Genomic DNA, 22,586 nt, shown 5'->3' on the forward strand with positions numbered 1-22,586 from the left:
TTTGTCCGACCAGGCTCCCGGCCCTGCCGCCGGGTACGGTTCTCGGATGCTCATCGTCGCCGTCGTCGGCCCCACCGCGACCGGGAAGTCGGACCTCGCCCTCGACCTCGCACAGGCCCTGGCCCCCGCCGAGATCGTCAACGCCGACGCCTACCAGCTCTACCGCGGCATGGACGTGGGGACCGCGAAGGTGCCCGTCGACGAGCGGCGGGGGATCGCCCACCACCAGCTCGACGTGCTCGACCCCGCCGACGACGCGTCGGTCGCCGACTACCAGGCCGCGGCCCGCGCCGACCTCGACGCGATCGCGGGGCGCGGCGCCCGACCGGTCGTCGTCGGCGGGTCGGGGTTGTACGTGCGTGCGCTCCTCGACGAGATGAACTTCCCCGGCACGGACCCCGACGTCCGCGCCCGGCTCGAGGAGCGTGCCGAGCGCGAGGGCACCAGGGCCCTGCACGCCGAGCTCGCCCGGCTGGACCCCGCGGCCGCGACGTCGATCGGTCCGGCCAACACCCGGCGCGTCGTGCGGGCGCTCGAGGTCGTCGCGATCACCGGGGAGCCCTTCACGGCGAACCTGCCACGCCAGGAGTACGTGCGCCCGGCCGTGCAGATCGGGCTCGACTGCGACCGCGAGACGCTCGACGCGCGCGTCGCGGGGCGCGTCGAGCGGATGTGGGAGCACGGGCTCCTCGACGAGGTCCGGGCGCTCGTCCCGGGCCTCGGACGCACCGCGGAACGGGCCGTCGGCTACGCCGAGGTGCTCGCGCACCTGCGCGGGGAGATCTCGGCCGACGAGGCACGCGAGCAGATCACCGCGAACACGCGCCGGCTCGCCCGCAAGCAGATGGGCTGGTTCGGCCGCGACCCGCGCGTGCACTGGCTCGACGCGCAGTCGCCCACGCTCCTCGCCGACGCGCTCGAGATCGTCCGGGCCGCCGACGACGGCACCCTGGGCGCGCGCACGGACGACCGCCCGACGCGCCGTAGTCTGGGCTCATGAGCCCCACGCCGCCCCGTTCGACGACCCGTTTCGCCAAGGGCCACGGGACCCGCAACGACTTCGTCCTGATCGCCGACCTTGAGGGCAGCCGCGACCTCGACGCCGACCAGGTCCGGGCGCTCGCGGACCGCCGGTCCGGGATCGGCGGCGACGGCGTGATCCGGCTCGTGCCCACCGCGTACGTGCCCGAGTCCGCGCAGGTCCTCGCGGAGGACCCCGACGCGATCTGGTTCATGGACTACCGCAACGCCGACGGATCGATCGCCGAGATGTGCGGCAACGGGGTGCGGGTCTTCGCGGCCTTCGCCGAGCGGCTCGGGCTCGTGGACCTCGGCATCGCCGAGGCCCGACCCGGCGCCGACGACGCGCAGGAGGCGGCGGTCGTTCCGCGCGTCCTCGCGGTCGGCACGCGTGCGGGCGTCAAGTACGTGCGCAAGGAGGCGAACGGCTGGTACGCCGTGGACATGGGCCCGTGGTTCCTGCCGGGCGGCCGTACGGCCCTCGACGAGGGCTTCGACGCCGCCGTCGCGATCTCGGGCTGGGAGGTCCCGCGTCCCGCGTTGAGCGTCGACCTGGGCAACCCGCACACGGTCCTCGCGCTGCCGCAGGAGGACGAGCTCGAGGCCGCCGACCTCACACAGGCCCCCACCGTCTCGCCGGAACCCCCCCACGGCACGAACGTCGAGCTCGTCGTCCCGCTCGGCGAGGAGGTCTCGGTCGACGGGACCGTCGTCGGGCGGCTGCGCATGCGCGTGCACGAGCGCGGCGTGGGGGAGACCGAGTCCTGCGGGACGGGGGCCTGTGCCGCCGCGCTCGCGGTCCGTGCGTGGGGCGGCCCGTCGTCGCCCGACGTGTGGCTCGTCGACGTGCCGGGCGGCACGGTGCGGGTGACCGCCCTGGAGGGCGGCCGGGTCGAGCTCGCCGGACCGGCCGAGATCGTCTTCGGGGCGGAGATCGACCTGGCGGCCTTCACCCGCTGACCACGGCACCGCGGGCACCGTCACGTGGCCCGACGGCGTCGCGCACCCGCGCGCTCGGTGCGCGACGTCCGTGGTCGCCGCGCGCGCGGCGACGGGTCGGCGCGGCGGGCGCTCAGCCTGCGCGCGTGACCTCGAGCACCCGGAACCCCTTGGCGCTCGCGAGCTTGCTGACCGTCAGGTCGTCGTCCAGGTGCTCGTTCAGCCAGGCCATGAGCGAGTCCGCGCCGAGGTTGCGCTGCACCACGAGGTAGGCCTCGGTGCCGGGCTCCAGGCGCGGCAACCAGTGCAGCAGCATGTCGTGCAGCACGTCCTTGCCGACCCGGATGGGAGGGTTGGACCAGATCGCCGCGAACCGGACGTCGCCCGGGACGTCCTCGGGGCGCACCGCGCGCACGTTCTCGATCCCCAGCCGTGCGGCGTTGCGGCGCACGAGGTCGAGCGCGCGCTCGTTGACGTCGACGGCCCAGACGGTCGCGGCGGGCGACTCGAGCGCCATGGTCAGCGCGACCGGGCCCCAGCCGCAGCCGAGGTCCAGGAGGTGAGCGGCGCCGTCGGGCCCGGGCGTCACGGGCGGCAGGTCCGGGACCGAGCGCAGGAGGACCTGCGTGCCCAGGTCCAGGCGCCCGGGGGAGAAGATGCCCGACGCGACCTCGACCGTGACCTCGCGGCCCGCGAGCCGGACCGTGAGCTCCCGGCGCTCCTCGGCGGAGGCGGGCTGCGCCGTGAAGTAGTGGTCGGGGGAGGGCTCGGGCGTCGCCTCGGGGGCCATGTCGGGTGGTGTCACGAGGACCGATCCTATCGGCCGGCGCACGACCCGCCGCGGTGGCCCTGGGCGCGCCGGACGGGCCGTTCCCCGCTGCGCCCTGGGATGAACCGCCGCCCCGCAGGGCGAATTGGTTCGCGCCGGGACGATCCGGCGTGCCACGCTTGTTGTACGACATGCCGACCGGAGCGTCTCCGGACGGAACGACCGGCCCAGGTCACCTCGACCCGGCGCCCGGACCCTCAGCTGAAAGGCGGCCCATGACCCAGACCCCCGCGAACCCCACCCCTGAGACCGAACCGGAGACCGTGCGCCCCGAGCGCGACATCGCCGGAGACGTCGTGGCACGGGTGCTCGCACGGGCGGGTACCGCGCGCGCCGAGGGAGGCACCCAGCACTCCGTCCACGACGGCGAACAGCTCGAGCTCGCCGAGCGCACCGCGCTGCGACGGGTGGCGAACCTCTCGACCGAGCTCGAGGACGTCACCGAGGTCGAGTACCGGCAGCTGCGACTGGAGAAGGTCGTGCTCGTCGGGCTGTACAGCGGCAGCGGCGAGGCCGCGGCGACCGAGGCCGAGGTCTCGTTGCGCGAGCTCGCGGCCCTCGCCGAGACGGCCGGCTCCCAGGTGCTCGACGGCGTGCTCCAGCGCCGCCAGAAGCCGGACCCCGGGACCTACCTCGGGTCGGGCAAGGCCGAGGAGCTCGCGTCCGTCGTGGCCGTGAGCGGCGCGGACACCGTCGTGATCGACGGCGAGCTCGCGCCCTCGCAGCGCCGTGCGCTCGAGGACATCGTCAAGGTCAAGGTCGTCGACCGGACCGCGCTCATCCTCGACATCTTCGCCCAGCACGCCAAGTCCCGGGAGGGCAAGGCGCAGGTCGAGCTCGCGCAGCTCGAGTACCTGCTCCCGCGCCTGCGAGGCTGGGGCGAGTCGATGTCCCGCCAGGCCGGTGGCCAGGTGGGTGGCGCCGGTGCGGGCATGGGCTCGCGTGGACCCGGTGAGACCAAGATCGAGCTCGACCGGCGCCGCATCCGCGACCGCATGACCAAGCTGCGCCGCGAGATCGCCGCGATGGCGCCGGGCCGCGAGACCAAGCGGTCCTCGCGCAAGCGTCACGCGATCCCGTCGGTCGCGATCGCGGGGTACACGAACGCGGGCAAGTCGAGCCTGCTCAACGCCCTCACGGGCGCGGGCGTGCTCGTCGAGAACGCCCTGTTCGCGACCCTGGACCCCACGGTCCGGCGCGCGCAGACCGAGGACGGGCGCGTGTACACGCTCGCCGACACGGTCGGGTTCGTGCGCTCCCTGCCGCACCAGCTCGTCGAGGCGTTCCGCTCGACGCTCGAGGAGGTCGGCCAGGCCGACCTGCTGCTCCACGTCGTCGACGCGTCGCACCCCGACCCCGAGGGGCAGATCGCGGCGGTCCGCCACGTGCTCGCCGACATCCCGGGCATCGACCAGGTGCTCGAGGTCGTCGTGCTCAACAAGGTCGACGTCGCCGACCCCGACGTCGTCGCCCGCATCCGCGGGCGCGAGCGCCGCACGATCCTCGTCTCGGCGCACACCGGGCAGGGGATCGACGACCTGCTCCAGCTCATCTCCGACGAGCTGCCGCGTCCCGACGTCTCGATCGACGTCGTGGTGCCCTACCACCGCGGCGACCTGGTCAACCGTGTGCACCTCACGGGCGAGATCGACCTCGAGGAGCACGTCGAGACCGGGACGCGGCTCCTGGGCCGCGTCGACGAAGGGCTCGCGCTCGAGCTCAACACGGTGGCGGTCCGGGCCTAGCCGCCCCTGGGGCCACCGTCCCGGCGCTCCGCGAGCCCGGTCGTGTCGGTGGCCCCACGTAGACTTCCGGGGTGCCCGAGGAGACCACCACCACCCTGACCACGGGCCCCGCGACCCCTGACGTCGAGGAGCTGCTCGACCTCGCCGTCGGCGCCCTGGGCGGCGGCCGCCGCGCCGGGCAGCACCAGATGGCCGTGAACGTCGCGCGGACGATCGACGGCTCGGGCGGCCCGGACCACCTGCTGGTCCAGGCCGGGACGGGAACCGGCAAGTCCCTCGGGTACCTCGTGCCGGCGGTCCGGCACGCGGTCTGCGAGGACGAGCGCGTCATCGTCTCGACCGCGACCCTCGCCCTCCAGCGCCAGATCATCACGCGCGACCTGCCGCTCGTCGCCGAGGCCGTCGCCGACCGCCTGCCGCGCCCTCCGCGGATCGCGCTCCTCAAGGGCTGGCACAACTACCTGTGCCAGCACAAGATCGAGGGCGGTTACCCGGCCGACGAGCCCACGCTGTTCGACCTGCCCACGGGCGGCGAGCGCGCGGGCGTCGCCGAGCACCCCGCGCCCGGCGCGGCGTCGGGGGCCGCGGCCCTGGGGGAGCAGGTCGTGCGGCTGCGCGAGTGGGCGCAGGAGACCACGACCGGGGACCGGGACGACCTCGTGCCCGGCGTCTCCGACAAGGCCTGGCGGCAGGTCTCGGTCACGGCGCTCGAGTGCCTGGGCGCCAAGTGTCCCCTCATCGACGACTGCTTCCCCGACCAGGCGCGCACGAGCGCCCGGGAGGCCGACGTCGTCGTGACCAACCACGCGATGCTGGGCATCGCCGCGTCGGGCTCGCCCGGCGTGCTGCCCGAGCACGGCGTCGTGGTCGTCGACGAGGCGCACGAGCTCAGCGACCGCGTCACGGCCGCCGCGACCGCGGACCTCTCCGTGCCGATCATCGAGCACGCGGCACGCCTCGCGCGCCGGCACGGAGGAGTCCAGACGACCGACCTCGACCTCGCGACAGGGGCGTTCGGGACCGTCGTCGCCTCGCTCCCCGCGGAGCGCTTCCCCGACGGCCTGCCCGACGACGCGCGCTCTGCCGTGGCCGCAGTCCGCGACGCCGCGCGCACCGTGCTGAGCGCGCTCAAGCCCGACACCTCGGGCGGCCCGGCGGCCCAGCCGGACACCGGCATGAAGATGGCCCAGGCGACCATGCTCCAGGTCTTCGAGATCGCCGAGCGCATGGCCCAGGACCCCACCGGCCACGACGTCCTGTGGTGCTCTCGCGCGGGCGAGGACGGGCGATGGAGCGGGGACGGCGTGAGCAAGCTGCACGCCGCGCCGCTCGCGGTCGCAGGCCTCATCCGCACCCACCTCCTGACCGAGCGCACGGGCGTCTTCACCTCGGCGACGCTCGCGCTCGGCGGCACGTTCGACCCCGTGGCCCGCTCGCTGGGCCTCGACGACGACGGCGCCACCTGGACCGGCGTGGACGTCGGCAGCCCGTTCGACTACCCCCAGCAGGGCATCCTCTACATCGCCAAGCACCTGCCCCAGCCCGGCCGCGAGGCCGCGACGGACGGCCAGCTCGACGAGATCGCCGACCTCATCACCGCGGCCGGGGGCAGAACTCTCGGGCTCTTCTCCTCGCGGCGGGCGGCGCTCGCGGTCGCCGAGGCCATGCGTGAGCGCCTCGACGTCCCGGTCCTGTGCCAGGGGGAGGACCAGCTGCCGACGCTGGTCAAGGAGTTTGCCGCGGACCCCGCGACGTGCCTGTTCGGCACGCTCTCGCTGTGGCAGGGCGTGGACGTCCCTGGCCCCAGCTGCCAGCTCGTCCTGATCGACCGGATCCCCTTCCCACGTCCCGACGACCCCGTGAAGTCGGCTCGCGCCCGCGCGGTCGAGGCCGCGGGCGGCAACGGCTTTATGCAGGTGTCGGCCAACCACGCCGCGCTGCTGCTCGCGCAGGGCGCCGGACGGCTCATCCGGTCGACCGCCGACCGCGGGGTCGTCGCGGTCCTCGACCCGCGCCTGGCGACCGCCCGCTACGGCTCCTACCTCACGAGGTCGATGCCGGACTTCTGGACCACGACCGACCGCCGTGTCGTCCTCTCTGCGCTCGAGCGCCTGTCCGCCCTAGGCTGAGACCTGGCAGTCCACGCAACGGACGTCGTGACGCTCGTGCAGCGACCGACGCCCGGCGCTCAACGTCCAGGAGGCACAGTGCCCGCCCGTACCACCAAGCTCGCGATCGTCGGCGCAGGTTCCGTCGGATCGACCCTCGCCTACGCGGCGCTCATGCGTGGAGCCGCTCACACCGTGAGCCTGCTCGACATCAACAGGACCAAGGTCGAGGCCGAGGTCCTCGACCTTCAGCACGGCATCCAGTTCATGCCCATGGCCAAGGTCGAGGGCTCCGACGACGTCGCGGTGTGCGCCGACGCCGACGTCGTGGTCTTCACCGCCGGGGCCAAGCAGAAGCCCGGACAGACGCGCCTGGACCTCGCCGAGGCGACGATCTCGCTGGTGCGCAAGATCCTGCCCGGGCTCGTCGAGGTTGCGCCCAACGCCGTCTACATCATGGTGACCAACCCGGTCGACGTGGTCACCTACGCGGCCCTCAAGTACTCGGGCCTGCCCCCGAACCAGCTCTTCGGGAGCGGCACGGTCCTGGACTCGTCCCGGCTGCGCTTCCTCGTCGCGCAGCACTGTGGCGTCGCGGTGCAGAACGTGCACGCGTACATCGCGGGGGAGCACGGGGACAGCGAGATCCCCCTGTGGAGCTCGGCGACGATCAGCGGGGTGCCGCTGCTCGAGTGGCAGGGCCTCAAGGGGCGTGGCCCGCTCACGGCCGAGGTGCGCGAGGACATCGCGCACGAGGTCGTGCAGTCGGCCTACCGCATCATCGAGGGCAAGGGTGCGACGAACTACGCGGTCGCGCTGGCCGCGACCCGCATCATCGAGGCCGTCCTCGACGACGAGCACCGGGTCCTGCCCGTGTCCTCGCTCCTCGAGGACTTCCACGGGATCAGCGACGTCTGCCTCTCCGTCCCGTCGCTGCTCGAGCGACGCGGGTGCGGCGAACGGATCGAGGTCCCGCTGTCCGACCACGAGCTGGCAGGTCTGCGGGCGTCCGCGGAGTCGGTGCGGGCCGTGGCGAAGAGCTTCGGGCTGTAGCCGCCCCTCCGGTGCCCTGCGCAGGGCACCGGAGACGACGAAGGGGACGACCCACGTGGGCCGTCCCCTTCGTCATGTCTGCCGCCGGTGACCGTGCCGCGGTCGCCGTGCCGGAGTGGTCACAGGCTCCGCAGGACCGAGACGACCCGGCCGAGAATCTGGGCGTCGTCCCCCGAGATGGGCCGGTACGCCGCGTTGTGCGGCATGAGCCACACGTGCTTGTCGATGCGCTTGAACGTCTTGACGGTCGCCTCGCCGTCGATCATCGCCGCGACGATCTCCCCGTTCTCGGCGACGGGCTGGCGGCGGACCACGACCCAGTCCCCGTCGCAGATCGCGGCGTCGATCATCGAGTCGCCGGCCACGCGGAGCAGGAAGAGCTCGCCGTCACCCACGAGCTGGCGGGGGAGCGGGAACACGTCCTCGACGACCTGCTCGGCCAGGATGGGTCCACCGGCCGCGATGCGTCCCACGACGGGGACGTACGACGGCGTGGGACGCTCGGGCGAGTCCTCGGACGCGTCGATGCCCTCGACGCGCGGGAAGGCGCTGCCGGGGAGGGCGGCGATGGCTCGCGCGTCGTCGTGCTGGACGACCTCGATCGCACGCGGTCGGTTGGGGTCGCGGCGCAGGTAGCCCTTGCGCTCGAGCGTCGTGAGCTGGTGCTTGACGCTCGACGGGCTCGTCAGGCCCACGGCCTCGCCGATCTCGCGCATGCTCGGTGGGTAGCCCCGCTGGTCGACCGACGCCCGGATCGTCTCGAGCACGAGGCGCTGGCGTGCTGTGAGGCCGTCGCCGCCCGTCGTGCCGTCGGGCAGCTCGTGCACCTTCGCGAGCCTGCCCGTGGTGTCGGCCACCCGTCCCGCCATCGTCGTCTCCGCCCTGCTCGGCCGTCTCGGTCCCTGTCCTGCGAGCGGCACCGCGAGCGGCACCGGCTCCTGCGCGTGGCCGACCGGGCTCTCGGCAGCCCGTGCGCGGGAGGACCCGCGCGACGAGCGTCCGACATATCGGACGACCAGTACTCGAACAGCGTAGGTCACACGACGACACGAATCAAACACATGTTCGAGCATGTCTCGACATCCGCAGCCGACGGTGATAGAAATCGTACAGATGTTCGACGTACAGGTGTTCGAACCGACCGGGGAAGGCGGTTCGGGCACCACGGGCGAAGGAGTGGGAATGAGTGCGATCAGTGCGATGGGCGCCTCCGAGGGTTGGCGCGTCGAGCGACGCGGCGGCACGCAGGTCGAGGCGCCGTTGAGGCTGACGACCCGGGGCCGCGTGGTCCTCGTGCTGCTCGTCGCAACGGTGGTCGCGCTCGTGACCCTGTGGGGCGCTCGCGCGGTCGCGTCCGGGCCTGGCGAGCCGGTCGAGGTGCGGGTCCATGTCGTCGCAGCCGGCGAGACCCTGTGGCAGCACGCGTCCGCGCTGGCCTCGGGGGGCCGGGACGTCCGTGACGTCATGGCGGACCTCGCCGAGCTCAACAACCTGTCCTCGACCGGGCTGCAGGTCGGTCAGCAGCTCCTGCTCCCGGTCGACCCGGACTTCGGGCGTTGACCCGCGGCGGGGTGGCGCTGCCGTGGCTGCGGGCCGTTCCGGCTCGTCGGGAACCGGCGCGTCGCTCGGCGGGGTGCGCCCTCTCGACGACAGGGCTTGCGCGATCGCATTAGGTTCCCCTAAGTTAGTACTGCCTCACCAACCCGGCTGGGGGGTCGGTCGGTGAGGGGAGGCGCGCCACGCGCGTCTCCGCAGTTGCGTCGACGTTCGCGAGGCGAGTCGCGGACGTGAGATGGGGACGGGGGCGTCCCGACGGAGGTGGCCGGTCATCGGCCACCTCCGTTCTCATGTGCCACGACAAGTCGTGACCGTCCCGCGTGGCGGGGCGCCTTGCGTCCTGTCGAGGTCGAGACATAGGTTCGGGACGCACCGTCCGCGGCGCCCGCCCCGGACCTCTCGTGCAGACCCACAGGAGTAGCGCCTCATGCACTGTCCGTTCTGCCGGCACGCGGACTCACGGGTCGTCGACTCACGGACCTCCGACGACGGTGCGTCCATCCGTCGGCGCAGGCAGTGCCCGGCGTGCAACCGCCGCTTCACCACGATCGAGACGGCGAGCCTGTCGGTCGTCAAGCGCTCGGGCGTGACCGAGCCCTTCAGCAGGGAGAAGATCGTCACGGGCGTGCGCAAGGCGTGCCAAGGGCGCCCTGTGAACGAGGACGACCTCGCCGTGCTGGCGCAGAAGGTCGAGGAGTCGCTCCGGGCCGGCGGGAGCGCGGAGCTGGACGCCTACGAGATCGGGCTCGCGATCCTCGGGCCGCTCCGAGAGCTCGACGAGGTCGCCTACCTGCGGTTCGCGAGCGTCTACCAGGCGTTCGACTCGCTCGAGGACTTCGAGACCGCCATCAACTCGCTCCGGGCCGAGCGTGAGGAGCGTGCGGCGACCTTCGGCGAGGCCGACGTGCGCCCGACGGGCGACGAGCCTGCCGACGACGCCGTGCCCGACCGGGCCTGATCCGTCGGACACGACCAGCCGACGTCTCCGCGCGGTCGGCTGGCGGCTAGAGGTCGCTCGAGCGCGCTGCCCAGATGTTGATGCCCGTGTCCAGGGGGCGGCGGCTCCCGTCGGGCACGACCTCGGTCGTCACGGCGTCGATCGCCGCGAGCTCGTCGGTCGTGAACGGCGATGCGTCGAGCGCGGCGAGGTTCTCGTCGACCTGAGCCGTCGTCCGTGCTCCTACGAGGACCGACGTGACGCGCGGGTCGCGCAGCGTCCAGGCGACCGCCGTCCGGGCCAGGGGTTCCCCGCGACCGCTCGCGACCTCACGCAGCGCACGGATCCTCGCGAGGTTCTCGGGGGCGAGATGCTCGGGACGCAACGAGACCGAGCGGGCAGCGCGTGAGTCCGACGGCACTCCGTCGAGATACCGGTCGGAGAGCATGCCCTGGGCCAGCGGCGAGAAGGCGATCAGGCCGGTCCCCGAGTCGCCGGCGACATCGAGCAGGCTGCGTCCACCCGGGCCCGGTGCCTCGATCCACCGGTTGAGCATCGAGTACGACGGCTGGTGCAGGGCAAGCGGCAGGCCGAGGTCGTCGGCGACCGCGAGGGCCTCGGTCGTGCGCTCGGCCGAGTACGACGAGATGGCCGCGTAGGTGGCCCGGCCCGAGGACACGGCCGTCGCGAGCGCGCCGATCGTCTCGTGGAGCGGGGTCGTCGGGTCGAACCGGTGGGAGTAGAAGACGTCCACGTGGTCGGTGCCGAGGCGGCGCAGCGACGCGTCGAGCGACGACAGCAGGTACTTGCGCGAACCGCCCTCGCCGTACGGTCCGGGGCCCATGCGATAGCCCGCCTTGGTCGAGACCAGCAGCTCGTCCCGGTGTCCTCGGAGGTCGGTGGCCAGGAGGCGGCCGAAGGCGGCCTCCGCGGAACCCGGCGGCGGGCCGTAGTTGTTCGCGAGGTCGAAGTGCACGATCCCGCGGTCGTACGCGTGCAGGACCAGCTCGCGCTGCGCCGCGTACGGGGTCGACTGCCCGAAGTTCTGCCAGAGTCCGAGGGAGAGGCGGGGGAGGGTCAGGCCGGAGCGTCCTGCGCGGGCGAAGGGCATCCCGGAGCCCGGCTCCGGCGCTTTGTGCGACATGTCTCGACCGTACCCGGTCGTATTCGCTGGCGTTACCCCGCCGGGTGCGACAGGCTGGGGCACGGGAGCGCCCGACGGCGCACCTGTTCCACCGAGAGAAGGAGGCCCGCCGATGACGACGTCGAAGGACGAGACACCCGGGACCACGCCCAGCGAGGACGCCAAGGCGAAGTTCCGCGAGGCGTTGGACCGCAAGAACGCCGCGAGCCACCGCACCGCGGACGGGGGCTCGAACACGGGCTCGGTCCACGGGTCGGAGACCGTCGGACCTGTGCAGCGCACGTTCCGCCGCAAGTCCGGCTGAGTGTCGGCCGGGAACCAGGAGGTTCCCCCGCACCTGCACGACATGAGGAAGGGGACCAGCCCGACGGGCTGGTCCCCTTCCTCATGTCAGGACGGCGGCGGTCAGGACAGCACGCGCAGCTTGACGGTCGCGTCCATGGCCTGCAGCTCGGCGATGGCGGCGGGCAGGAGCTCTGCACCGACGTCGGTCACCACGTAGCCGAGCTCGCCGCGCGTCGCGAGCATCTGGCCCTCGATGTTCGTCCCGTGCTCGGCGAGGACCGCGTTGACGGCCGCGAGCACGCCTGGCGTGTTGCGGTGCAGGTGGGCGATCCGGCTCACGCCGGTGCTCTGCTCGAGCGCGAGGTTCGGCATGTTGACGCTCAGCGTCGTCGACCCGGTCGCCAGGTAGTCGCGGAGCTTGCCGGCGACGAACTGGCCGATGGACTCCTGCGCCTCCTCGGTCGAACCGCCGATGTGCGGGGTGAGGATGACGTTCGGCAGGCCTCGCAGCTCCGAGTCGAAGTGGTCGCCGCGCTTCTTGGGCTCCTCGGGGAACACGTCGATGGCCGCCCCCGACAGGTGCCCCGAGAGGATCGCCTCGCGCAGGGCGACGGTGTCGACGACGAAACCGCGCGACAGGTTCAGCAGGATCGAGCCCTGGCGCATGCGTGAGAGCTGCTTCTCGCCGAACAGGCCGGCGTTGCCGCCGCGCCCGTCGACGTGGAGCGTGACGACGTCCGCCGTCTCGAGGAGCTCGTCGAGGCTGTCCATGCGCCGCGCGTTGCCCAGGGCGAGCTTCTCGGCGGTGTCGTAGAAGACGACCGACATGCCCAGGGCCTCGGCGACGACCGAGAGCTGCGTGCCGATGTTGCCGTAGCCGATGATGCCCAGCGTGCGACCGCGGACCTCGTGTGCGCCCTCGGCGGACTTGTCCCAGACGCCCTCGTGCAGCGCACGGTCGCGCTCGGTCAGACGGCGGGTCAGCGCGATGATCTCGGCGAGCGCGATCTCCACGACCGAGCGCGTGTTGGAGAACGGCGCGTTGAAGGTCGCGACGCCGTGGGAGGCCGCGGCCTTGAGGTCGATCTGGTTGGTCCCGATGCAGAACGCGCCGATCGCGATCAGGTCCGGGGAGGACTCGATCACGCGGGCGGTGACGTTGGTCTTGGACCGGATCCCGAGGATGTTCACGCCCTCGAGGGCTTCGATCAGCTCGGACTCGTCCATGGCCCCGGTGCGCACGGTCACGTCGATACCGGCGGACTCGAGGATCGAGGTGGCGAGAGGGTGCAGGTTTTCAAGGAGGAGGGCACGTAGCACGTGTCTATGGTGCGCCGAGTTGTTGCGAGCACCAAACGAGTCTTGTCCCTCGGACGACGTGATCTCCTCCGGTCAGTCGGCGAGGCCCCGGGGGAGCGGGCGGGAGTGCACGACCACGAGCCGCTGGGTCGGACGGGTCATCGCGACGTAGAGCTCGGACGCGCCGGAGGTCGCCGCGAGGACGTCGGCCGGCTCCAGGAGGACCACCGCGTCGAACTCGAGCCCCTTGGCCTGGGTCGGACTCATGACCGCAAGGGCCGCGCCCAGGGCGCCCTCGACCTCGGCCGCGGGGCCCGTGAGCAACGGGTCGACGGCGTGGGCACGGGTCAGGTGCTCGCGCACGCCCGCCACGCGGTCGGCCGGGGCGACGACCGCGACCCTGCCCGCGCCGTCGGGCCCGACGAACTCCGCGAGAGCCGACCGGACCCGGGCGGCGACCTCGGCCAGGAGGTCCTCGCCGTCCGGGACCGGGGCAAGGACGAGCGCTCCCGGCACGTCGCGCGCCGAGGTGAGCGACGACGTCGGGAGGCGGTGGGCCGCGGCGAAGCGCTGCGCGGTGTCCGCGATCTGCGTGGGCGTGCGGTAGTTGACCGTGAGCGTCGCGAGGCGCCACGAGGTGCGCAGCAACGGGTCGAGCATGCTCGCCCACGACCGGGCCCCCGCGAGGGAGGACGTCTGGGCGACGTCGCCGACGATCGTCATGGACCGCGTCGGGCAGCGACGGACCAGGGCCCGCCACGCCATGGCGGACAGCTCCTGCGCCTCGTCGACCACGACGTGCGCGTAGGTCCACGTCCGGTCCTGCGCGGCACGCTCGGCCGTCGTCAGGCGCGAGCCACCCCCGGCGAACCGGTCGGCGAGGACCTCCGCGCCCACGATCCCGCCGCCTGCACCGGACGACTCGAGGACCTGACGCGCGTAGTCCAGGCTCGCCGCCCGTTCCGCGGCCTCGGCCTTGGCCTGGGCGCGGGCGGCCTGGTCGTCCTCGCCCAGGAGCTCGGCGGCCTCGTCCAGGAGCGGGACGTCCGCGGGGGTCCACGGCGAGCCCTTGGGACGCGCGAGCGCGGCACGGTCCGCGCGTGGCATGTCGGGGGCGGCCTCCGCGAGCCGGTGCGGCTTGATGAACAGGTCCTCGATCAGGCGCTCTGGCGTCAGCGGCATCCACGCGAGGTTGAGCGCGATCCGGATCTCCCGGTGGTGGCGAAGGTCGTCGATCACCTCGGCCCGCTCCTCGGGGGCGACCGGCCCGCCGAGCTGCGTCACGTACTGGTCAGCGAGGCGGCCCAGCATCTCCCGTACGAAGGGGACCCGGGCGAGGTTGTGCGGCTTGTGGGTGCGGTGGGCCTTGGCGATCGCGTCGCGCACGTCCGCGCGCCGGATCACGAGGTCGTGCCCGTCGATGCGCAGGTGCTGGTCCTCGGCGGGGACGCGCTGGCGGGCCCGGACCGCCCGCTGGACGATCCGGGCCCAGGACGCGCGGCCCTTGATGCGGGCCACCTCGGGAGCCTCCTCGCCGTCGGCGACGAGGCCCGGGAGGAGCTCGGCGACGGTCGTGCTGACGACGCCCGTCTCGCCGAGCGAGGGCAGGACCTGGTCGATGTAGTGCAGGAAGGACAGGCTCGGCCCGACGAGCAGCACGCCCGAGCGCTCGAGCAGGCGCCGGTGCGCGTACAGCAGGTAGGCGGCGCGGTGCAGCGCCACGGCGGTCTTGCCCGTGCCCGGCCCGCCCTGCACCACGAGCGCCCCGGCGAGCTCGGAGCGGATGATCGCGTCCTGCTCGGCCTGGATCGTCGCGACGATGTCGCCCATGCGGCTCGTGCGGCCCGCGGCCATCGCGGCGAGCAGAGCGCCCTCGCCCGACAGGGACGACTCGGCGACCGTTCCCGAGGTGAGGTCGAGGACCTCGTCCTCGATGCCCGTGACCGAGCGCCCCTGGGTCACGAGGTGACGGCGGCGCCTGACCCCGTCCGGGTGCGCCGCGGTCGCGCGGTAGAACGACTGCGCGGCCGGAGCGCGCCAGTCGGTGAGGATCGACGTGTGCTCCTCGTCGGACAGCCCGATGCGCCCGACGTAGCGGGTCGCGCCGTCCTCCAGGTCGAGGCGGCCGAACGCGAGCCGGTCCTCGACCGCCTCGAGCTGGGCCAGCCGGTCCTCGTAGAGGGTCGCGAACGCGTCGCGTTCGCTGCGGTTCTGGGGAGAACCGGAGGGTCCGGACCGGCGAACCCCCGCGAGCCGCGAGCGGGTCGAGGCGCGCAGCTCGTCGAGACGCGCGTAGAGAGCGTCGACGACGCTCTGCTCCGTGGTGATCTCGTGCTGGCGGTGCGACGTCGGGACGTCCTCCGGCCGGACCTTCTCGCCGGTGGTCGACGCCCCGCTCGTCCGGTCGCTCGTCTCGCGCACGCTGTTCCGTCCTGTCGTCTGGTCCCTCGCGGTCCGCTCGCGCGCCCCGCGACGCAGCCGTCCATTATTGCCGATCCCGCACGTACCGGGCACCACCCGCCCCGTGCGTGGACACGCTCTCCCGAGAGCGCACGGGCCCCGCGGTACGGGCCTCACCTCCCAGCACGAGGCGCCTGCTTCCTCTACGATCGGGAACCATGGCGACTGACCGGAGGCGCGCGTCGTGGTGACTGAGCCCTTGTCGCCCCGTCCGCAGAGCGGGACCCCAGGTGTCCTGTCCCCGGAAGACCTCCTGCGCGTCCTGCTCGTCGAGGACGACGACGGGGACGCGGTCCTCGTGGAGGAGCTCCTCGACGACGCACGGGTCAAGGTCGAGCTGCACCGGGCGAGGACCCTCGACGTCGCCCTCGAGATGCTGCGCCTGCACGACGTGCACTGCGTGCTGCTGGACCTCGGCCTCCCGGACGCGGTGGGACTGACCGCGGTCGAGCGGCTCCAGTCCCGTCAGGACCCGCCCGCGCTGGTCGTGCTCACCGGGCACACCGGGATCGACCTCGGGGTCCAGGCGGTGGCGGCAGGCGCCGACGACTACCTGGTCAAGGGCGAGGTCGACGGAGACCTCCTGGGCCGCTCGGTCCGCTACTCCGTGCAGCGCCGCCGGTCCAAGGAGCAGCAGCGTGCGCTGTACCGCAGCGAGGTGCGCGCCGCCGAGACCGCCCGGCTCGAGCACGCCCTGCTGCCCAAGCCGCTCGTGACCGACGAGACCATCGCCGTGATGGTGGGCTACATCCCCGGCGGCAACGGTCTGCTGGGCGGGGACTTCTACGACGCCGTCGAGCGGCCCGACGGGAGCGTCCTGTGCCTGATCGGTGACGTGGCGGGGCACGGCCCGGACGAGGCGGCGCTCGGCGCGACCCTGCGCACCGCGTGGCGCACCCTCGTCCTGTCCGACGTCGAGCCCCCCGAGATCCTGCCCCTCGTCGAACGTGTCCTGGTCCCGGAGCGTGCTCGGCCCGAGGTGTTCGTGACCCTGTGCCAGGTCGTCATCTCCCCGGACCGGGCGAGCGTCGACCTCTACCTCGCGGGCCACATGCCCCCCCCTGCTCCTGCAGGGCTCGTGCACCGAGCTCCCGACGACCTCGCGCGGTCGGGCGCTGGGCATCCCTGTCACGGGTGGGTGGCGGGCAGAGCGCGTGCCGCTCGACGCACCCTGGGCGCTCATGCTCTACACCGACGGGCTGATCGAGGCGACGCTCGCCGAGGACCCCCAGGCCGACGCACCGCCTGCCGGCGGGACGCCCGGTCGGCGCGAACGCCTCGGCGTCCAGGGGCTGGTCGCGGCCGTCGACACCGAGCTCGCGCACGGCGGGGAAGGGCTCGTCGAGAGGCTCTTCCGTCGGGTGCGCACCCTGCACGGCGGACCCCTCGCGGACGATGCGGCGGTGCTCGTGATCGGGTGGGGCGGCCCCGACCAGGACGCCCGGGGCGAACGGACCGCGACGCTCGCCGACTCGGACGGGTGGTCGCAGTGACGGGACCGTCCCCGGACGACGAGCCGCCCGCGAGCACGGACGGTGCGCCGCCCTCGACCCCGGACGACGAGCTGCTGGACGCCGAGGTCCCCGACGCACCACCGCCCGGCCCGTCGCTGCGGCGACGGCTCGGCGGTCTGCTGGTCCTCGCCGCCGCGATCCTCCTCGTGGTGGTCTGCGTCTCTGTGATCGCGCTCGTCAACGTGGTGCGCTACCAGGACGAGGTCACCAACCCCTACTTCACAGCCGTCACGGAGGCCGACAGCGCGTACGTGACCCTGGTCGACGCCGAGTCCTCGGTGCGCGGCTACCTGGCCACCGGGAGCGCCCTGAACCTCGAGGCCTTCGACCGGTCGCTGGCGAAGGAGGGGGGCAGCGCGATCCACGACGACGCCACGGCCGAGCGCATCACCAGGTCGTCACCGGTCGCCACGGCGCTCGACGACGCGACGCGGGCCGTCCACGCGTGGTCGGTCGAGTTCGCGCAGCCCACGGTCGAGAAGGTGCGCCAGGACGGCCCGGACGCCGTGACGACGGACGACCGGCTCGAGGGCGCCCGGCTCTTCGCGGAGGCCCGGACCGCGACGGGCGAGTACATCGCCGTGCTCCGTGAGGTCCGGGAGGAGAAGGTCCGCTCGCTCGAGGTGTGGACGCAGGTGCTGTTCGGCTCGGTCGTCGTCCTCGTCGTCGCGGCGGTCCTCGTCGGAGGCTTCCTCTGGAGCGTGCTCAAGCGATGGATCACCGACCCGGTGACGACGCTCGCCCACCAGGTCCGGGTCGTCAGCGACGGGAACCTGCGCCAGCCCGTGGCCGTCCAGGCACCGGGGGAGATCGGGGCGCTCGCGGTCGACGTCGAGCACATGCGCAGGGAGCTCGTGAGCCAGGTCGCGGAGATCCGCACGTCGCACGCGGAGGTCGAGCACTCGCACGAGCTCCTCGCGGCCCAGGCGCAGGAGCTCGCCCGCTCGAACCGCGACCTGGAGCAGTTCGCCTACGTCGCGTCCCACGACCTGCAGGAGCCGCTGCGCAAGGTCGCGTCGTTCACCCAGCTCCTGCAGAAGCGGTACGGCGGCCAGCTCGACGACCGGGCCGACCAGTACATCGATTTCGCCGTGGACGGGGCGAAGCGCATGCAGCGCCTCATCCAGGACCTGCTGGGCTTCTCGCGGGTCGGTCGTACGGGCGCCGAGAGGGGGCCGGTGGACCTCGAGAAGGCCTTCGGGGTGGTGCTCTCCGACCTCGAGGAGAAGATCACGACGACGGGCACGACCGTGACGCACGACCCCTTGCCCACGGTGCGCGGCGAGAAGGGGCTGCTCGAACAGCTCTTCGTCAATCTCGTCGGGAACGCCATCAAGTTCCGGGACCCCGAGCGACCGCCCGTGGTGCACGTCGCGGTCCGTGCGCTCGACAACGCCTGGGAGTTCGCCGTCGCCGACAACGGGATCGGGATCGACGCCCAGTACGCGGAGCGGGTCTTCGTGATCTTCCAACGGCTGCACCCCAAGGACGTCTACGAGGGGACCGGTATCGGGCTCGCGCTGTGCAAGCGGATCGTCGAGTACCACGGGGGCAGGATCTGGATCGAGCCGACCGTCGGCGGCGGCACGACCGTCCGGTTCACGATCGCGCACCAGTACGACCCGGTCGGGAGCGCGCCGTCGCCGTCGGCCCGGTGAGGCGCCCGTGGAGCGTTGTCCGGCCCTCACGGCGCGCGCAGCCGCGCCCGTCCGGTCCTCGTCGACTAGGCTCGCGGCGTGGCTCCGGAGGACCGGGGCCCGACGACGAGGAACGGCGTGGTGGACGAGATGAGCAACGGGCACAAGGTGATCGACGTCCTGCTGGTCGAGGACGACCCCGGTGACGTGCTCATGACGCGTGAGGCCTTCGAGGACCACAAGGTCACCAACCGCCTCTCGGTGGTCAGCGACGGCGTCAGCGCGATGGCCTTCCTGCGCAAGGAGGGCGAGTACGCCGACGCCCCGACGCCCGACCTCATCCTGCTCGATCTGAACCTGCCCCGCATGGACGGACGCGAGGTGCTCGGCGAGCTCAAGTCCGACCCGGCCCTGCGACAGATCCCCGTGGTCGTCCTGACGACGTCGGAGGCCGAGGAGGACGTCGTGCGGTCGTACTCCTTGCACGCGAACGCCTACGTGACCAAGCCGGTCGACTTCGACCGGTTCATCGACGTCGTGCGCCAGATCGACGACTTCTTCGTCACCGTGGTCCGGCTGCCCGCCCGCTGAGATCCTCGCGCGGCTGCGTGACCGGTGCTCTGGCGCGCCTGCCCGGCCGGGACTGCGCGCGCGCGGCTGATACCTGCGCGCTCGTGCGGCCGGGACGACCCGGCCCTCTGGGCGGGAAGCATCGGGCGGCCCTCGGTGTTGTCGTGATCGAACCGCCCGAGAACCGTGCCGGCACCGCCCGGCCGCCGACCTGGGCGGGCGAGGACGACGACGGAGGAGCATCTGGTGTTGGACCCACGAGAGATCTACGAGGTGGACGAGGCCGCTGTGGCGCGCGTCCTGCCCGCGGCGACGGGGACGCAGGGAGAGGCTGCCGTCCGTGCGACGGGCCCGGTCATGCTGCACTCGGTGCGCGGGTTCGTGGACGCGGGGACGGCCGGCGAGCTCGCGGTCGAGCACCTGCTCGAGGAGTTCGAGGTCACGCGACTGGTCACGTTCGACGTGGACCAGCTCCTGGACTACCGCTCGAAGCGCGTGACGATGGTGTTCGACGCGGACCGGTGGGCGTCGTACGACGAGCCGTTCCTCGCGATCGACCACGTGCGCGACGCCGAGGGCACGGGCTTCCTGCTCCTGCACGGCATGGAGCCGGACCTGCAGTGGGAGCGCGTGGTCGCCGCGCTGCGCGAGCTCGTGCACCGTTTCGACGTGTCGCTCGTCGTGGGCTTCCACGGCATCCCCATGGGCATCCCGCACACGCGCCCGCTGTCGGTGACGGCGCACGCGACGCGGCGCGAGCTGATCGAGGACCACACGTCGTGGTTCGGCACGGTCAAGGTCCCCGGCTCGCTGGCCTCGTTGCTCGAGCTGCGCCTGGGGGAGTCGGGGCACGACGCGATGGGTTTCACGGTCCACGTGCCGCACTACCTGGCGCAGTCGCCGTTCCCGCCCGCCGCCGTGGTGGCGCTCGAGAACGTCCAGCGCTCGACGGGCCTGGACCTGCGGGTCGCGGCGCTCACGGCGGGGGCCCAGGAGGCCGTGGCCGAGGTCGAGCGGCAGATGGCCGAGTCGGAGGAGGTCACCGCGGTCGTGCGTGCGCTCGAGGAGCAGTACGACGCGTTCGCCCGTTCGGTGGGCCGGACGAGCCTGCTCGCGGAGTCGGCCCCTATTCCGACTGCTGACGAGCTCGGGGCCGAGTTCGAACGCTTCCTTGCCCAGCAGACGGGGGAGTGACGACCGCTCGCGGAGGTTCTGCGGAGGTTGTGCGGACGAATCACGGTATTTCCTCGGCGCCTGACGTGGCGAACTTCACCTTCACCGTGCAAAACTAAGTCTCGTTGCAGTGACGTGCTCGAGACATGCCTTCGCGTGAACCGGTATCGGCGCAGCAGGATCCCGGTCCGCCGGGGTCGTGCCAGTCCAACCGGCGGTCGCCACGACCGGACCTCGCGGAGCGCGTCGCGGGTCCGCGTGGCTGCGGCTCGATGAACGGGCGAAGGGTCCGTTCGCGGATGTCCCCGCATGGACAGAAGGTACGAGGAACAGCATGGCGCAGGGTTCTGTGAAGTGGTTCAACGCTGAGAAGGGCTACGGGTTCATCGCCCAGGACGGCGGCGGCGCCGACGTCTTCGTCCACTACTCCGCGATCGAGGCCCAGGGCTACCGGTCGCTCGAAGAAGCTCAGCGGGTCGAGTTCGAGATCACCCAGGGGCCCAAGGGCCCGCAGGCGGAGAACGTCCGCCCGCTCTGATCTCCCTGATCGTGTGTCGACTCTCGCGGGTCGGCGACGGAGGCCGCACCCCGGCGTGGGGTGCGGCCTCCGTGCTGTGTCAGTCCTTCTCCTGCCCGACGGCGTCGCGCCCGTCCGCCGCCGGCGCACCCGGGCGGGTGGCGTCGTCGGGCGACGACGAGGCGGGACCGGCGGACGGGACGGGCTCCGGCGGGTCCTCGAGCGGCGCCGCGGTGCCGGCGAACCGGCGCACCTCCTCGCCCGTGAGCAGCGTGGCCGGTACAGGCAGGCTCCGCAGCGCGCGTGCGAGCGTCGCGTCGCGCAGGTCGAGCCCGGTCGGGGCGGAGTCGTCGGACGGACCGGTCGAGGTGGCGGCCGCGCTGCGGACCGCGACCAGGACCAGGTTCCCGTAGCGGCGGCCCTTGAGCTGTCCTGGCTCGGCGATCAGTCCCACGTCGCCCCAGACGCCCCGGTCGGTGGCGCCGTCGGTGACGAGGGCCGAGACCGCCGTCGCCACCTCGGCCCGGACGAGCGCGAGCGGCGGGCGGTCGGCGCAGTTCGCGAGGTAGACGCCGCCGGGACGCAGCACGCGCAGGACCTCGCGCACGAAGCCGGTCGTCGTGACGTGCTCCGGGGTCGTGTCGCCTGCGAAGACGTCGCGCACGACGACGTCGGCGCTCGCGTCGGGCAGGGTCGCGAGCTCCGCGCGAGCGTCGCCGGCGCGCAGCCGGAGGCGCGGCGCGCGGGGGAGGGCGAACCACTCGCGCACGCGCGTGACGAGGTCGGCGTCGAGGTCGACCGCGACCTGCCGGGAGTCCGGCCGCTCGTGCTCGACGTACCGGGCGAACGCGCACCCCGCGGCGCCCAGGTGCACGACCCGCAGCGGCCCGGAGGGGAGTGCGGCGAGGACGGCCGCCATCTGCTGCATGTACTCGAACGTGAGCAGTCCCGGGTCGGCGAGGTCCAGGTGCGAGCTGGGCACCCCGTTGACGAGGAGGGTGACGCCGGTGCTGCCGTCCGGGTCCGGTACCAGCCGGGCGGTGCCCGTCGAGGTACGGACCTCCTCGGTGGGCAGGTCGCGGGTGGTCTCGGCGCCCTGGTGCCGGGCGCCCGCGCGGCCGCGCCGTGACGACGGGCCGGTCTCTGTGGGTGGCGAGGTGGATGCTGAGGTACGGCGGGACGAGCGCCCGGTGGTCTTGCGGCCCATGGGGTCAACCGTAGGCGGTCCGTGACCGAGGGGCGTCGTCGCGTCGACGGGGGCCCGCCGGATGGTCGCCCGGAGGATTGACAGGATCGAACAGGTGTTCGATAGTTGGCATGGAGGTGTTCCGATGACCACGCAGCACAGCGCGCTCCCTGGAGCAGGATTCGTGGCCCCCGAGGTCGTGCGCCTCCTGGCCCGTGCCGACGCCGAGCTCGTCGCCGCCGGGCTCACGGCGGACCCGGCCGAGCGGTTCGTCCACTCGCACCTGGGTGCGCTGCGTTCCGCGGCCGCGGTCGTCGCGCTCCGCGGCAGGCCGTCCCCCCGGTCGCGCGCCCGGTCCGTCTGGGACATGCTCGCGCTCGTCGAGCCGGGGCTGTCCGCCTGGTCGGTCTACTTCGCGGGCGGGGCGCGGATCCGGGCGGCCGTCGACGCCGGGCGCTTCGACGCGGTCGAGGCCCGGCAGGCCGACGAGATCATGGCCTGCGCCGAGGACTTCCGCGACGAGGTCGCCATGCTGGTCGACCCCGGGGTCGGTTTCGTGCGCCACCCCTCGCTGCGGGTCGCGGCTTCATGAGCACCGTCCGGCGGAGCGCAC

The 22,586-nt window shown here is 72.9% G+C and carries 19 protein-coding genes and 2 pseudogenes; 15 read left to right on the forward strand and 6 right to left on the reverse strand.

Annotated elements, in window-relative coordinates:
* The first annotated feature begins 46 nt into the window (after positions 1-46).
* On the forward strand, positions 47-1,000 hold the full coding sequence (miaA, locus tag WFH32_RS02420) for a tRNA (adenosine(37)-N6)-dimethylallyltransferase MiaA (RefSeq protein WP_336706125.1): 954 nt from the start codon (positions 47-49) through the stop codon (positions 998-1,000).
* Entirely contained in the window at positions 997-1,980 is a 984-nt protein-coding gene (locus WFH32_RS02425; RefSeq protein ID WP_191795646.1) for a diaminopimelate epimerase, read from the forward strand. The genes miaA and WFH32_RS02425 overlap by 4 nt, the downstream gene beginning before the upstream one ends.
* Positions 1,981-2,092: 112 nt before the next feature.
* On the opposite strand, the gene WFH32_RS02430 is transcribed toward WFH32_RS02425, so the two are convergent.
* Positions 2,093-2,749 carry a class I SAM-dependent methyltransferase gene (locus WFH32_RS02430; RefSeq protein ID WP_191795689.1) on the reverse strand — a complete coding sequence of 219 codons (657 nt, stop codon included), beginning with the start codon at positions 2,747-2,749 and terminating at the stop codon, positions 2,093-2,095.
* Between the two features lie 254 nt (positions 2,750-3,003).
* Between WFH32_RS02430 and hflX the strand changes: the two genes are divergently transcribed.
* The 3 genes from hflX to WFH32_RS02445 all read left to right on the forward strand — a co-directional run bounded on the left by hflX (position 3,004) and on the right by WFH32_RS02445 (position 7,694).
* On the forward strand, positions 3,004-4,533 hold the full coding sequence (gene hflX / locus WFH32_RS02435) for a GTPase HflX (protein ID WP_191795647.1): 1,530 nt from the start codon (positions 3,004-3,006) through the stop codon (positions 4,531-4,533).
* 71 nt (positions 4,534-4,604) lie between these two features.
* Entirely contained in the window at positions 4,605-6,662 is a 2,058-nt protein-coding gene (locus WFH32_RS02440) for an ATP-dependent DNA helicase (protein ID WP_318244022.1), read from the forward strand.
* Between the two features lie 78 nt (positions 6,663-6,740).
* Positions 6,741-7,694 carry an L-lactate dehydrogenase gene (locus WFH32_RS02445; RefSeq protein ID WP_336706126.1) on the forward strand — a complete coding sequence of 318 codons (954 nt, stop codon included), beginning with the start codon at positions 6,741-6,743 and terminating at the stop codon, positions 7,692-7,694.
* Positions 7,695-7,813: 119 nt separating this feature from the next.
* On the opposite strand, the gene lexA is transcribed toward WFH32_RS02445, so the two are convergent.
* Positions 7,814-8,563 carry a transcriptional repressor LexA gene (gene lexA / locus WFH32_RS02450; protein WP_191795648.1) on the reverse strand — a complete coding sequence of 250 codons (750 nt, stop codon included), beginning with the start codon at positions 8,561-8,563 and terminating at the stop codon, positions 7,814-7,816.
* Between the two features lie 313 nt (positions 8,564-8,876).
* Between lexA and WFH32_RS02455 the strand changes: the two genes are divergently transcribed.
* Both WFH32_RS02455 and nrdR read left to right on the forward strand, forming a co-directional pair.
* On the forward strand, positions 8,877-9,254 hold the full coding sequence (locus WFH32_RS02455) for a LysM peptidoglycan-binding domain-containing protein (RefSeq protein ID WP_191795649.1): 378 nt from the start codon (positions 8,877-8,879) through the stop codon (positions 9,252-9,254).
* A 424-nt stretch (positions 9,255-9,678) separates the two neighbouring features.
* Complete coding sequence (gene nrdR / locus WFH32_RS02460) at positions 9,679-10,209, forward strand: transcriptional regulator NrdR (protein WP_191795650.1); 531 nt, start codon at positions 9,679-9,681, stop codon at positions 10,207-10,209.
* A 46-nt stretch (positions 10,210-10,255) separates the two neighbouring features.
* Here the strand turns inward: nrdR and WFH32_RS02465 are convergent, their stop codons facing one another.
* Positions 10,256-11,332, reverse strand: a complete 1,077-nt coding sequence (locus WFH32_RS02465) for an aldo/keto reductase (RefSeq protein ID WP_191795651.1) — start codon at positions 11,330-11,332, stop codon at positions 10,256-10,258.
* A 112-nt stretch (positions 11,333-11,444) separates the two neighbouring features.
* On the opposite strand from WFH32_RS02465, the gene WFH32_RS02470 reads away from it, so the two are divergent.
* Positions 11,445-11,636: a DUF5302 domain-containing protein gene (locus tag WFH32_RS02470; RefSeq protein ID WP_030150529.1), complete on the forward strand. Its 192-nt coding sequence runs from the start codon at positions 11,445-11,447 to the stop codon at positions 11,634-11,636.
* 101 nt (positions 11,637-11,737) lie between these two features.
* Here WFH32_RS02470 and serA read toward each other — a convergent pair whose 3' ends face one another.
* Both serA and WFH32_RS02480 read right to left on the reverse strand, forming a co-directional pair.
* Positions 11,738-12,937 (reverse strand): phosphoglycerate dehydrogenase, encoded by a 1,200-nt coding sequence (gene serA / locus WFH32_RS02475; protein WP_191795652.1) that lies wholly within the window; start codon positions 12,935-12,937, stop codon positions 11,738-11,740.
* Between the two features lie 72 nt (positions 12,938-13,009).
* Positions 13,010-15,244 (reverse strand): HelD family protein, encoded by a 2,235-nt coding sequence (locus tag WFH32_RS02480; RefSeq protein WP_336706176.1) that lies wholly within the window; start codon positions 15,242-15,244, stop codon positions 13,010-13,012.
* A gap of 430 nt (positions 15,245-15,674) precedes the next feature.
* Here WFH32_RS02480 and WFH32_RS02485 point away from each other — a divergent pair.
* From WFH32_RS02485 to WFH32_RS02510, 6 genes and pseudogenes are all read left to right on the forward strand, one after another.
* A pseudogene (locus WFH32_RS02485) lies at positions 15,675-16,364 on the forward strand (PP2C family protein-serine/threonine phosphatase); the annotation flags it as partial.
* Positions 16,365-16,443: 79 nt separating this feature from the next.
* Positions 16,444-16,869, forward strand: a complete 426-nt coding sequence (locus tag WFH32_RS02490; RefSeq protein ID WP_336706177.1) for a SpoIIE family protein phosphatase — start codon at positions 16,444-16,446, stop codon at positions 16,867-16,869.
* 257 nt (positions 16,870-17,126) lie between these two features.
* Positions 17,127-18,548: pseudogene (locus WFH32_RS02495) on the forward strand (sensor histidine kinase); the annotation flags it as partial.
* Between the two features lie 129 nt (positions 18,549-18,677).
* Complete coding sequence (locus tag WFH32_RS02500) at positions 18,678-19,118, forward strand: response regulator (RefSeq protein ID WP_030150524.1); 441 nt, start codon at positions 18,678-18,680, stop codon at positions 19,116-19,118.
* A gap of 225 nt (positions 19,119-19,343) precedes the next feature.
* A complete protein-coding gene (locus tag WFH32_RS02505; RefSeq protein ID WP_191795653.1) occupies positions 19,344-20,291 on the forward strand; it encodes a proteasome assembly chaperone family protein in 948 nt (315 codons plus the stop codon).
* Positions 20,292-20,604: 313 nt separating this feature from the next.
* Positions 20,605-20,808 carry a cold-shock protein gene (locus tag WFH32_RS02510; protein WP_030150522.1) on the forward strand — a complete coding sequence of 68 codons (204 nt, stop codon included), beginning with the start codon at positions 20,605-20,607 and terminating at the stop codon, positions 20,806-20,808.
* A gap of 79 nt (positions 20,809-20,887) precedes the next feature.
* Here the strand turns inward: WFH32_RS02510 and WFH32_RS02515 are convergent, their stop codons facing one another.
* Entirely contained in the window at positions 20,888-21,994 is a 1,107-nt protein-coding gene (locus WFH32_RS02515; RefSeq protein ID WP_191795654.1) for a spermidine synthase, read from the reverse strand.
* 124 nt (positions 21,995-22,118) lie between these two features.
* On the opposite strand from WFH32_RS02515, the gene WFH32_RS02520 reads away from it, so the two are divergent.
* Complete coding sequence (locus tag WFH32_RS02520) at positions 22,119-22,565, forward strand: SAV_6107 family HEPN domain-containing protein (RefSeq protein WP_191795655.1); 447 nt, start codon at positions 22,119-22,121, stop codon at positions 22,563-22,565.
* The last annotated feature ends 21 nt before the right edge of the window (positions 22,566-22,586 follow it).

The organism is Oerskovia sp. USHLN155, assembly GCF_037145535.1.
In the GTDB taxonomy this organism is placed as follows: domain Bacteria; phylum Actinomycetota; class Actinomycetes; order Actinomycetales; family Cellulomonadaceae; genus Oerskovia; species Oerskovia rustica.